The organism is Paucibacter sp. JuS9, from assembly GCF_044043925.2.
Lineage (GTDB): Bacteria > Pseudomonadota > Gammaproteobacteria > Burkholderiales > Burkholderiaceae_C > JAUASW01.
Window position 1 is genome coordinate 2,654,343 of sequence record NZ_CP194172.1, and the last position, 12,631, is coordinate 2,666,973.

Here is a 12,631-nt window from a genome sequence, read left to right on the forward strand (position 1 = left end):
ATGCTGCACCGACAACGTCAACACTGGGCCGCCATCGGCTTCATCGCGCCCGCGCTGTCGGTGATCGCGCTGTTCTTCGTGCTGCCGGTGGCAATGGGCCTGGCCCTGAGCCTCACCGACTTCGACATCTATGCGCTGGCCGACCTGCGCAACCTGCGTTTCGAGGGCTTCGGCAACTACCTGCATGTGCTGCAGATGCCGCTGTTCTGGCAGGCGCTGGGCAACACGGCCTACTTCGTCGCCATCGGCGTGCCGCTGTCGATTGCGGTCTCGCTCGGCTGTGCGGTGCTGCTGCAGAGCAAACTGGCGCGCTTCAAGCCGCTCTATCGCACGGCGCTGTTTGCGCCGGTGGTGACCACCCTGGTGGCCGTGGCCGTGATCTGGCGCTATCTGTTCCACGTCAAGTACGGCCTGGTGAACCATGCGCTGCAGGGCCTGGGCATCGACCCGATCGACTGGCTGGGCGACCCGACCTGGTCCATGCCCACCATCATCCTGTTCGCCGTATGGAAGAACTTCGGCGGCAACATGATCATCTTCATCGCCGCACTGCAGGCCGTGCCCGAAGACCTCTACGAAGCCGCGCGGCTCGATGGTGCCAAGCCCTGGGCGCTGTTCCGCCACATCACCTTGCCCAGCCTCGCGCCCACGCTGCTGATGGTGTCCATTCTCACCACGGCCGGCTACTTCCAGCTATTTGCAGAACCCTATGTGATGACGCAGGGCGGCCCGCTGCAAAGCACGGTCAGCGTGCTCTACCTGATGTATGAAGAAGGCTTCAAGTGGTGGAACCTGGGACAGGCCTCGGCAGTGGCCTTCCTGCTGTTCCTGCTGATCGTGGTGGTGACCAAGGGCTTGATGGCTCTGGCTGCTCGATTGACCGCGGGGCGTGCCGCATGAAGCGCCGATCCAACACCGTCGCGGCGCTTGCCGTCAACGGCCTGCTGCTGCTGGCCGCAGTGCTCGCCTTGTTCCCATTGCTGTGGATGCTCTCCGTCTCGCTGATGCCCAGCGGTGCGGCCAGCACCTATCCGCCGCCGCTGCTGCCTGCCAACCCTACGCTGGCGCACTACCGGCAGCTGGTCCTGCATGGCGGCATTGCCACGGCATTCGCGAACAGCCTGGGCCTGGCGATTGCCGCCACGCTGATCTCCACGCTGTTCAACACGCTCGCCGGCTATGCCTTCGCCAAGCTGCGCTTTGCCGGCCGCGAATCGCTGTTCGCCCTGCTGCTGGCGGCCCTGGTAATACCGGGCCAGGTGGCCATGCTGCCGCTGTTCCTGATGCTCAAGAACCTGGGGCTCGTGAACAGCTGGGGCGGTGTGCTGGTGCCAGGTCTTGCCGGCATCTTCGGCATCTTCCTGGTGCGGCAGTACGCCAGGGGCATTCCGGACGAGCTGATCGAGGCCGCCCGCATGGACGGCGCCGGCGAGTTCCGCCTGTTCTTCTCTGTGGTGCTGCCGGTGCTGAAGCCGGTGCTGGTGACGCTGGCCGTGTTCGCCTTCCTCGGCAGCTGGAATGACTTCATGTGGCCCCTGATCGTGCTGACCGATGGCGACATGTACACGCTGCCGGTGGCCCTGGCCTCGCTCTCGCGCGAGCATGTGCAGGACAGCGAGCTGATGATGGCCGGTGCGGTGATCACCGTGCTGCCGGTGCTCGTGCTCTTCCTGGCACTGCAGCGCTACTACATGCAAGGCCTGCTGATGGGGAGCGTCAAGTGAGGCGCTACCTTGCACTCCTCGCCTGCTCCCTGCTGCTGGCGGGTTCGCCGGCGCTGGCCGCAGCGCCACGCCTGGTTGCGGACGGCAGCGACATCGCTCAATGGAAGGCCCTCGCCTCCGACCAGGTGCGCGCCAGCCTGCGGCGCGACAGCTCCGACGCCAGCCTGTGCCTGGACTACGACTTCGCCGGCGTCTCGGGCTATGCGGTGATGCGCCGCGCGCTGCCGCTCGATTGGCCGCGCCGCTTCGAGCTTGTCGGCACGATCAAGGGCAGCGGCGCCACCAACGACCTGCAGATGAAGTTTGTGGACGCCAGCGGCGACAACGTCTGGTGGATCAACCGGCCGAACACGGCGCTGCCGGCCAGGCTAACGCCGATGAAGATCCGCGAGCGCCATGTCAGCTTTGCCTGGGGGCCGAGCGAAGACAAGGCGCTGCGCCGCACCGAGGCGCTGGAGCTGGTCATCAGCGCCGGTCGCGAAGGCGGCAAGGGCTCGCTGTGCCTTTCCAGCTTGACACTGGTGGAGCGCGCGCCAGACCCCTCGCCGTGGCCCGAGGCGCGGCAGCGCCGGGTCGACGCGCAGACGCAGGACTTCGACTTCCAGCATGCGCGCGAGTTCATGGGCCTGGCCCTGCAATGGCCGGCCGGGCTGCGCGGCCTCGACTACGACCTGCTCGCCTCCGACGACGGCCGCCAGTGGCGCAATTTGCGCGCGGTGCGCGGCAGTGACGGCGGGCTCGACACCGTGTTCCTGCCCGAGAGCGAAGCGCGCTGGCTGCGTGTGCGCCAGTTGCGCGGCACGCCGGCCACGGGCTCGCTGAAGCTCACGCTGCAGGACTGGCCGGACCGCAACGCGATGCTGAAGGCTGCAGCGGCCACCCTGCCGCGTGGCCAGCTGCCGCGCGCCTTGCTGAACGAGCAGAACTACTGGACGCTGGTGGGCGTGGACGGCGGCGCGGCACAGGCCGGCCTGGTCAGCGAAGACGGCGCCATCGAGCTGCACCGCAGCGGAGCCAGCATCGAGCCCAGCCTCCGCCTGGCCGACGGCACCTCCATCACCTGGGCCGACGTGAAGCTCGGCCAGAGCCTGGCCGACGGCTATCTGCCGATGCCGCGCGTGCACTGGCGCCATCCGGCCATCGAGCTCGTCATCGAAGCGGCGGCCGACGGCACTCGCGATGCATCGGCCCTGATGGCGCGCTACACCTTGCGCAACCCGGGCAAGCAGCCTCTCAGCCTCACGTTCACGCTGGCGCTGCGGCCCTGGCAGGTCAATCCGCCGCAGCAGTTCCTGTCGACGCAGGGCGGCGTCAGCAAGGTCGGGCAAGTGGCCTGGCGAAATGGCCAGCTGATGCTCAATGGCAAGGCCGTGCTTGCGTCCGATGCAAGGCCGCAGGCCGTGACGGCCTTGCCTTTCGACGGCGGCCTGTCGCTGGCAAGCCTGCAAGCGGCCCCCAAGCTCCAGCAGCTCACCGACCCGCAGGCCCTGGCCTCCGCCGCGCTGCAGTACCGCATCACGCTGTCGCCCGGCGCCAGCCGCACGATCGCCTGGAGCGCGCCCTCCAGCAGCACGCAGCGCATCGACCAACGTTTCGAGGCTGCCGCCGCGCATTGGCGCGAACGCCTCAACCGCGTGCAGCTGCAGGTGCCGCCGGCGGCCCAGCCCATCGTCGATTCACTGCGCACCGCGCTGGCGCAGATCCTGATGTCGCGCCAGGGCCCGGCGCTGCAGCCCGGCACGCGCTCCTATGCCCGCTCCTGGGTGCGCGACGGCGCCATGATGGTGGCCGGCCTGCTGCGCCTGGGCGAACAGGACGCGGCGCGCGAGTTCGTCGACTGGTACGGCGGCCAGGTGTTCGCCTCGGGCAAGGTGCCCTGCTGCGTCGACCAGCGCGGTGCCGACCCGGTGGTGGAAAACGACAGCCACGGCCAGTACCTCTATGCCGTGGCCGAGGTCTGGCGCCACACCCGTGATGACGCATGGCTGGCCCGCCACTGGCCGCGCGTGCAGCAGGTGGCCGACTGGATCGAGCAGCAGCGTCAGAGCGAGCGCACGGCCACGAACAGCACGCCGGCACGCGCCCACCTGTTCGGCCTGATGCCGCCGTCGATCAGCCACGAAGGCTATTCCGACAAGCCGGCCTACGCGCTGTGGGACGACTTCTGGACCCTGCGCGGCCTGAAGGACGCGGTGCAGATCGCCGAGCGGCTGAACAAGCCCGAGCTGCCGGCCTGGCAAGGCCGCCGCGACGAATTCCAGCGCGAGCTGATGGCCGCCATCCAGGCCAGCGCCCGCGTGCACAAGCTCGATCACATCGTCGGCGCGGCCGACCGCGGGGACTTCGACCCCACGTCCACCACCATGGCCCTGAACCCCGCACAGGCGCAGGAGCAGTTGCCGCCGGGCCTGCTCGAAAAGACCTTCGAGCGCTACTGGCAGGAGTCGCTCGCACGCGCCCAAGGCCGCCGCGCCTGGAAGGACTACACGCCCTACGAGCTGCGCACCGTCGGTGCCTTCGTGCGCCTGGGACAGCCCGAACGGGCGCATGCGATGCTGGACTTCTTCTTCAAGGACCAGCGGCCGCAGGGCTGGAACCAGTGGGCCGAGGTGGTACTGCCCGACTACCGCGAGCCTCGCTTCCTCGGCGACATGCCGCATGCCTGGGTGTCGTCCGACTACATCCGTTCGGCGCTGGACCTGTTCGCCTATGAGCGCGAGCCACAGGCCGCACTGGTGATCGCGGCCGGCCTGCAACGCGCCTGGCTCGACGCGGGCGACATCGAGGTGCGAGGCCTGTCCACGCCCTATGGCCTGCTCGACTACCGCATCCAGCGAACGGCCGGCGGCTGGGCCCTGAACCTGCCCGCGCGCACGGCGAGGCTGCACGAGCTGCATGGCGGCATCCGCCTGCCCTGGCCCGGCGACGGCCCGCTGCCGCGCGCCCTGCATCAAGGCCGCGAACTGCCCTGGCAGGGCCGCCAGCTGCTGCTGCCGCGCGCGCCCGCCGTCGTGCAATTGATCAAGCAAGATTGAGCCACCCATGTCCACACTGAGCCTGCGGGCCATCAAGAAGCAGTTCGAGCGCACCGAGGTGCTTCACGGCATCGACCTCGAGGTCGCACAGGGCGAGTTCGTGGTCTTCGTCGGGCCCTCGGGCTGCGGCAAGTCCACGCTGCTGCGCTGCATCGCCGGCCTTGAAGAGATCAGCTCGGGCGAGCTGCTGATCGACGGCCAGGCCATGAACGACGTGCCGCCTGCCGAGCGCGGCCTGGCCATGGTGTTCCAGAGCTATGCGCTGTATCCGCACATGACGGTGGCCGAGAACATGTCCTTCGGCCTGCGCCTGGCCAACACGCCCAAGGCCGAGATCGAGCGCGCGGTGGCCGCCGCCGCCGAGGTGCTGCGCATCACGCCGCTCTTGCAGCGCTATCCGGCCCAGCTCTCGGGCGGCCAGCGCCAGCGCGTGGCCATCGGCCGGGCCATCGTGCGCCGGCCGGGCATCTTCCTGTTCGACGAGCCGCTGTCCAATCTCGACGCCGCGCTGCGCACCGAGATGCGGGTGGAGATGGCGCGGCTGCATGCCACGCTGGGCGCCACCATCATCTACGTGACCCACGACCAGGCCGAGGCGATGACGCTGGCCAACCGCATCGTGGTGTTCAACGGCGGCCGCATCGAGCAGTCCGGCCCGCCGCTGGCGCTGTACCGCCGGCCTGCCAATCTCTTCGTCGCCGGCTTCCTGGGTTCGCCCAAGATCAACCTGCTGCCGGCCACCGTGCTGGCTGCCAGTTCGCAGGGCTTGCACCTCGAGCTTGGCGCCGATGGCGAACTGCAGCTGCCGGTCAATGCAGGCGGCCTGAAGGTGGGTGACAAGCTCACCTTGGGCCTGCGACCCGAGCAGCTCATGCCCACGGTTGCGGGAGGCAGCGCGCTGGCCCTGCATGGCAGCGTGCAGATGCTGGAGCATCTGGGCGACGTGGCCTATCTTCATGTGCTGAGCCGCGGCGGCGCACGCCTCATTGCGCGCGCGCCGGCCGATACCGCGCTGCAGGCCGGCCACGCGGTCAGCCTCGGCTTTGGCGCGGCTGACGCGCTGGTCTTCGACAGCGAGGGTCGCGCCCTCGCCCAACCTTCATGAGCATCGATCGACGCACCGTCCTGATGACACCGCTGCTGCTGACCACGGGCGCTGCGCAGGCCGCGCAGCCTCAAAAGCCGCAGGAAGGCCAGCAGGCCTGGACGATCAGCCTGCCCGATGGCCTGCCCGCCGTTCGCTGCTGGCTCTACATGCCACCAGGTTCGACGAAGCCGGGCAAGACCTGGCCCCTCGCGATCTTCCTGCATGGCTCGGGTGAGCGCGGCGAGAACCTGGATGCGGTCAAGGTGCATGGCCCACCCAAGCACATTGCCAATGGCCGCCACTACCCCTTCATCGTCTGCTCGCCCCAGCTCGAGGCCGGTGCCCGCTGGGACCCCAGGCGCCTGCATGCGATGCTGCAGGTGCTGCTCAAGCAGCTGCCGGCCGATGCCGACCGCGTCTACGCCACCGGCCTGAGCCTTGGGGGCCATGGGGTGTGGGACTGGGCGGCCGCCTTCCCGAACGACCTCGCCGCCATCGCACCGGTCTGCGGCTTCGGCAACCCGGCCGCAGCATGCAACGCACGCCAGGTGCCGGCGCGGGCCTATCACGGCGACGCCGACACTGTCGTGCCGATCGCGCAGCAGCAGGCCACGGTCAATGCGCTGAAAGCCTGCGGCGGTACCGTCGAGTTCATCATCTATCCCGGCGAGGGCCATGGCTCCTGGAACCCCGCCTACGAAGACCCCGCGCTGGTGCCCTGGCTGATGGCCCAGAAGCGACGCTGAGAGCCTTACCCTGATACCCATGACTGCGCCCCATTCCCATCCCCGCCGCCTGCACAGCGCTGCCGGCCTGCAGGTCCAGCTGCTCGCCAACGGCGCGATCCGCCGTTTCGACGCCGGTGAGCTGCTGATCAATCTGTTTCCCGGCAACGAGGTCGAAGGCGCGCCGGCAAACCTCTGGCTGCGCCGGCAGGGACCGGACGGCACGCTGAGCGCCACGCCGCTGCTGGGCCCGCTGTCGCCCCTGTACTTGCACGCCGGCGAGAACAGCCACGGCGCGAGCGGCGCATGGCTGGGCCTGCATCTCCAGCTGCAGCTGCGCCTGGCTGAATCGGCCAAGGCCTGGTTCTGGCATCTGCAGGTCGAGAACCGCGGCGACACAACGGCCGAGATCGACCTAATGATGCTGCAGGACATCGCGCTGGCACCCTATGGCACGGTGCGCATCAACGAACACTATGTCAGCCATTACCTCGACCTCAGCCCGCTTGATCATCCGCAGCACGGCTGCCTGCTGGCCGCGCGCCAGAACATGGCGGTCAAGGGCCTGCACCCCTGGGCCCTGATGGGTTCGCTGCGCCGCGCCTGCAGCTACGCGACCGACGGCCTGCAGGTGCAGGGCCTGGCCCTGCGCGAAGGCGGCCTGCCCAAGGCTGTGCTGCAAGGCCTGCCGGGCAGCCGGCTTCAGCATGAGCACGCGATGCTGGCCCTGCAGGACGAGCCGCTCACCCTGCAGCCAGGCCAGCAGTCCTCGCTCGGCTTCTTCGGCCTGCTGCTGGACGATCATCCCGAGGCCAGCTCGGTGGCCGACCTGGGCCGCGTGGCCGAGGTGCTGGCCCTGCCCGAGGCAAGACCTGGCCCCATGCCGTACGGCGCCTTCGCGCAGGCCGCGCCATCGCTGTTCGCCAGCGCGCCCCTGCTGGCCAGCGAGTCCTTGAGCAGCCAGGAACTCGACCATCACTTCGGCTGCGAACGCCGCCATGCCGAGTTCGAGCGAGGTGAGCTGCTGTCCTTCTTCAAGGCCGATGCCGGCCACGTGGTGCTGCGTGCCAAGGAGCTGCGCCTGCAGCGACCGCATGGCCACATCCTGCGCAGCGGGCGGCACCTGGTGCCGGACGAGACGGCGCTGACCTCCACCGTGTGGATGGGCGGTGTCTTCCATTCCATGCTGACGCAGGGCCATGTCAGCTTCAACCGCGGCCTGTCGACGCAGCGCAGCTGGCTTGGCCTGTATCGCTCGCAAGGCCTGCGACTGTTCATCGATGCAGGCGCGGGCTGGCAGCAGCTCGGCCTGCCCTCGGCTTTCGAGATCGGCGAAAGCGTCGACGAGAGCGCCTGTCGTTGGCTCTACAAGCATGCGACCGGCCTGATCGAGGTGCGCAGCGAGGCGTTGGCAGCACCGGACGCGATGCGGCTGCAAGTGCGCGTGCTGGCCGGCGCGCCGGTGCGGCTGCTGCTGAGCCTGCATCTCGCGCTGGGTGGTGATGACGGTGGCGGCAGCGAAGCCCTCCTGTGCACCGTGCGCCGCCAAGGCAATGAGGTGGCGCTGGATGCGCCGCAAGGCAGCGAGCTGGCCGCGCGTTTTCCGGGCGGCGGCTTCAGCCTGGACTTCGATGCCGCTTCGCTGCCGCAGCAGCTGGGCGGCGACGAGCTGCTCTATGCCGATGGCCGCCCACGCGGCGAGCCGTTTGCCTGCATGAGCACCGAGGCGCTCAGCGAGTTCGGCCTCACGCTGCGTGGCCGCCTGATCCAGGCCGAGCCGGCGGCGGCGGGCACCGTGGCCCTGCCGGCCTGGCAGGCGAGCGCGGCGAGCCCCTTGCAGGCCGAGAGCACTCAGTTGGCCGACATCCTGCCCTGGTACCGGCACAACGCGCTGGTGCACTACCTCTCGCCGCGCGGCCTGGAGCAGTACACCGGCGGCGGCTGGGGCACCCGTGATGTCTGCCAGGGTCCGCTCGAGATGCTGCTGGCGCTCGGTCATGTCGCGCCGGTGCGCGACCTGCTGCTGCGCGTGTTCTCGGCCCAGAACCCCGATGGTGACTGGCCGCAGTGGTTCATGTTCTTCGACCGCGACGCCCAGGTCCGCGCGGGCGACTCGCATGGCGACATCGTCTTCTGGCCGCTGCTGGGCCTGGCCCGCTACCTGCTCGCCAGCAAGGACGCGGCCGTGCTGGACGAGCCGCTGCCCTTCTTCGGTGGCGACAGCGGCACGCTGTGGCAGCACGTCGAGCGTGCGCTCGCGCTGATACGCCAGCGCTGCATTCCTGGCACCCGCCTGGCCGCCTACTGGCATGGCGACTGGAACGATTCGCTGCAGCCGGCCGACCCGGCGTTGCGCGAGCGCCTGTGCAGCGCCTGGACCGTGACCCTGCATCACCAGATGCTGGCGAGCCTGGCCCGTGCGCTGCAGCAGCTGGGCCGCGCCGACGAGGCTTTCGCCCTGCAAGCCGAAGCGGCGGCCGTGCTGGCCGACTTTCAGCGCCTGCTGGTAGTCGATGGCGTGGTCACCGGCTATGCGCTGTTCCCGGACCAGCCCGGCGCACCCGAGCTGCTGCTGCATCCGCAGGACCGGCTCACCGGCGTTCATTTCAGCCTGCTGCCGATGATGCATGCGGTGCTGGAGGAGATGCTGAGCCCCGAGCAGGCGCGCGCCCAGCTGGGCCTGATCGAGCAGCACCTGAGCGGCCCGGACGGCGCCAGGTTGTTCGACGCGCCCATGCCCTACCGGGGCGGTCCCGAACGCTTGTTCCAGCGCGCCGAGAGCAGCGCCTTCTTCGGCCGCGAGATCGGCGTGATGTACATGCACGCCCATCTCCGCTTTGCCGAGATGCTGGCGCACCTGGGCGAAGCCGGGCGCTTCTTCGCGGCGCTGGGCAAGGCCCATCCGATTGCGCTGCGCGAGCGCGTGCCCTCGGCCTCGCTGCGCCAGGCCAACTGCTATTTCTCCAGCTCCGACGCCGGCTTTGCCGACCGCTACCAGGCCAGCGCGCACTACGCGCAGGCGCTGGCGGGCGAGGTTCCGCTGGACGGCGGCTGGCGCATCTACTCCAGCGGCCCGGGCATTGCCATCGGCCTGATCGTGCAGCGATTCCTCGGCTGGCAACTGGGCCATGCCCACTTGACGCTGGACCCGGTGATACCAAGCGCCCTGGACGGCCTGAGCGCCCAGATCGAGCTGCAGGGCTTCCAGATCGATTTGGCCTATCGCGTCGGGCCACTGGGCCATGGGCCGCTGGCGCTGCAGCTCAACGGCCAGCCCCTGGCTTTCGAGAGGGCCAGCAACCCGTACCGGCTGGGCGGCGCCCGGCTGCCGCTGCCCGTGCTGCTGCAGGCGCTGCAAGCCGGCCCCAACAAGCTGCTGATCGAGCTCGGCTGAGCCATTGAGGCGGGTCAAAACGAGGCTGGCCGGCAGGGCCAGCATCGGGGGCAATGCTGAGCCGGGCGGGCGCCAGGGGCGCATACCATCAGGCATGCCCCGCCCCACGCTGTCCCTGATCCTGCGCCCGGCCCTGCTTGTTGCCACGCTGCTGATGCTGCCTGCCGGCACGGCCATTGCCCAGGCCTGCCCCCGCCCGCTCGTGGCCGCCATGTCCTCGATGAGCGCCCGGCCAGGCTTGCAGGGCTCGCCGCTGGAGCGCATGGCGGAGGAGTTGATGGCCGAACTGGGCCGCCGCAGCGGGCTGCGCATCGAGCGGCGCGAGATGCCGCGCATTCGCGCCTTCAATGAGTTCAAGGGCGGCACCGTCGATCTGGTACCCATGGCCACCCGCACCGATGATCGCGAAGGCTGGGGGCGCCTGCTGCCGATGGGTCGCGCCAAGGCGATGCTGATGGCGCGCAAGGATCGTGCCGCCAGGCTGCGCAAGGCTGACGACCTGTTCTCACCCTCGCTGACCATCAGCCTGGTGCGTGGCCAGGCTTTTGGCATGCGCTTTGACAGCCTGGTGGAGAAGCTGGAGCGCTCCGGCCGGCTCAGCCAGGTCGGCGATCAGCTGACCATCGTGCGCATGCTCAAGGCCGGCCGCAGCGACGCGGCCCTGGGCCTGCCGGCGGTGTTCGAGTCGGCCCTGGTGGCCGAAGGCTGGCTGGACGAGATCCGCATCATCGACCTGGACCTGGCCGATGCCGTTGACGAGGGCATCTATGTGTCACGCCTGACGCCTGCAGCCTGCGTCGAGCGCCTGGAGCAGGCCAGCGAGCAATTGCGCGAGAGCGGCTGGTACCGCGAACTGCAGGCCCGCTACCTGTCACCGGCGATGCGGCAGGGCCTGCTGCCCTGAGCCTGCGCCCTCGTCGGGGAGAAGAAATTTTCAGCGACCTGTCGATCAGCAGGTTTTCCCAGCGTCATTCATGCGGCGGCTCACGTTGGGTCGTCACAGCCCATAACCCATTGGCAAGGAGCGATGAGATGCAATACCTGTTGATGATCTACAGCGATGACCATGCGCTGGAAGCGGCCGGCCCGGAAGTGATGCCGCGCATCGTGGCGGAGTTCGACGCCTACACCGAGGCCCTGCAGAAAGCCGGCGTGCTGCTCGGCGGCGAAAGGTTGCACCCTGCCGAGATGACCACCACCGTGCGCGTCAGCGGCGGCAAGACCCAGGTGCTGAATGGCCCCTATGCCGACACCAAGGAGCAGCTCGGCGGCTACTACGTCATCGAGGCACCGGACCTGGACGCCGCCATCGCCTGGGCGGCGCGCTGCCCCGGTGCCAGCTACGGCACGATGGAAGTGAGGCCGGTCTGGGCGATGTAGTCGCCACGACGCTGGAGGCGGTGATACGGCGCAGTCATGGCCGGCTCGTCGCCCTGCTGGCCAGCCGCAACCGCGACCTGGCAGGTGCCGAAGACGCGCTCGCCGATGCCTGCGCCGCCGCGCTGAAGGACTGGCCGCGCGAGCTGCCCGACAACCCGGAGGCCTGGCTGCTGACCGTAGCCCGGCGCCGGTTGATCGATGCCGCGCGCAAGCTCGCGCGCGGTGAGGAAGGCGCGGCCGAGCTGGAAATCATCGGCGACACGGTCACCCTGCCTGCCGACCCCGGCATCCTGCCCGACCCGCGCCTGGGTCTGCTGTTTGCCTGCGCCCATCCAGGCATCGCGCCTGAGGCGCGCGCGCCGCTGATGCTGCAGGTCGTGCTCGGGCTCGATGCAGCAACGATAGCCGCCAGCTTTCTCGTCGCGCCGGCCGCGCTGGCGCAGCGCCTCGTGCGGGCCAAGGCCAAGATACGCGCGGCGGGCATTCCGTTCTCCGTCCCCGAGCCTGCCGAACTGCCGGCGCGGCTGGAGGCGGTGCTGGATGCGATCTATGCCTGCTACGCCGAGGCCTGGGCCGACGCCAGCGGCAGCGAGGCCCGCTGGCGCAATCTGCGCGAAGAAGCGATCTGGCTGGCCCGCCTGCTCGCTTCGCTGCTGCCCGACCAGCCCGAGGCCCTTGGCCTGCTGGCCCTGCTGCTCTATTGCGAGTCGCGCCGCGATGCCCGCCTCAGCGCGGCCGGCGACTATGTGCCGCTGGCCGAGCAAGACCTGACCCGCTGGAACCACGCGCTGCTCGAGGAAGCCGAGGCCCTGCTGCGCCAGGCCAGCGCCGGCGGACCCACCGGGCGCTACCAACTCGAAGCGGCCCTGCAGTCCGCCCATGCCAGCGGCCGGCGGCGGGGCCGCATCGACTGGGCGGCCTTGGTCGCGCTGTACGACGCCTTGATGGCGCTGACCGGCTCTCCAGTCGTTGCGCTGAACCGCGCCGTGGCACTGGCGGGACGCGATGGGCCTGATGCTGGGCTCGCGGCGCTGGATGGACTGGCGGCCGATGCGAGGCTGCTCGACTACCAGCCGTTCTGGGCGGCACGGGCGGAGCTGCTGGCGCGCGCGGGGCGCAGCGCAGAGGCGGGGGAAGCGTATCGGCGGGCCATCGGTCTGGAACGCGAAGCGGCGGTGCGGGCCTACCTGCAGCGCCAGCTGGCGGCTCTCGGCTCTGGCTGAAGGGCTCAGGCCGGCCGGCGAAGGCAGGCTGCAGCGGCGGCAGAGCGCCCCCCGTGGGGAGCG

The 12,631-nt window shown here is 69.6% G+C and carries 9 protein-coding genes; all 9 read left to right on the forward strand.

The window, feature by feature from the left end; translation table 11 throughout:
• The 9 genes from ABT392_RS11860 to ABT392_RS11900 all read left to right on the forward strand — a co-directional run bounded on the left by ABT392_RS11860 (position 1) and on the right by ABT392_RS11900 (position 12,568).
• On the forward strand, positions 1–900 hold the full coding sequence (locus ABT392_RS11860) for a carbohydrate ABC transporter permease (protein ID WP_395385698.1): 900 nt from the start codon (positions 1–3) through the stop codon (positions 898–900).
• A complete protein-coding gene (locus ABT392_RS11865; protein ID WP_334276058.1) occupies positions 897–1,724 on the forward strand; it encodes a carbohydrate ABC transporter permease in 828 nt (275 codons plus the stop codon). The genes ABT392_RS11860 and ABT392_RS11865 overlap by 4 nt, the downstream gene beginning before the upstream one ends.
• On the forward strand, positions 1,721–4,759 hold the full coding sequence (locus ABT392_RS11870; RefSeq protein ID WP_395385697.1) for a hypothetical protein: 3,039 nt from the start codon (positions 1,721–1,723) through the stop codon (positions 4,757–4,759). Before ABT392_RS11865 ends, ABT392_RS11870 begins: the two co-directional genes overlap by 4 nt.
• A 7-nt stretch (positions 4,760–4,766) precedes the next feature.
• Positions 4,767–5,864, forward strand: coding sequence for an ABC transporter ATP-binding protein (locus ABT392_RS11875; protein WP_395385696.1), 1,098 nt, complete (start codon positions 4,767–4,769; stop codon positions 5,862–5,864).
• Positions 5,861–6,592, forward strand: a complete 732-nt coding sequence (locus ABT392_RS11880) for a carboxylesterase family protein (RefSeq protein WP_334276061.1) — start codon at positions 5,861–5,863, stop codon at positions 6,590–6,592. The genes ABT392_RS11875 and ABT392_RS11880 overlap by 4 nt, the downstream gene beginning before the upstream one ends.
• Before the next feature lie 19 nt (positions 6,593–6,611).
• Positions 6,612–9,965 carry a hypothetical protein gene (locus ABT392_RS11885; RefSeq protein ID WP_464970780.1) on the forward strand — a complete coding sequence of 1,118 codons (3,354 nt, stop codon included), beginning with the start codon at positions 6,612–6,614 and terminating at the stop codon, positions 9,963–9,965.
• Between the two features lie 94 nt (positions 9,966–10,059).
• Positions 10,060–10,869, forward strand: a complete 810-nt coding sequence (locus ABT392_RS11890; RefSeq protein WP_334276063.1) for a substrate-binding periplasmic protein — start codon at positions 10,060–10,062, stop codon at positions 10,867–10,869.
• Positions 10,870–10,997: 128 nt separating this feature from the next.
• Positions 10,998–11,345 (forward strand): YciI family protein, encoded by a 348-nt coding sequence (locus tag ABT392_RS11895; RefSeq protein ID WP_395385694.1) that lies wholly within the window; start codon positions 10,998–11,000, stop codon positions 11,343–11,345.
• Positions 11,346–11,365: 20 nt separating this feature from the next.
• Positions 11,366–12,568, forward strand: a complete 1,203-nt coding sequence (locus tag ABT392_RS11900) for an RNA polymerase sigma factor (protein ID WP_395385693.1) — start codon at positions 11,366–11,368, stop codon at positions 12,566–12,568.
• Positions 12,569–12,631 lie beyond the last annotated feature (63 nt).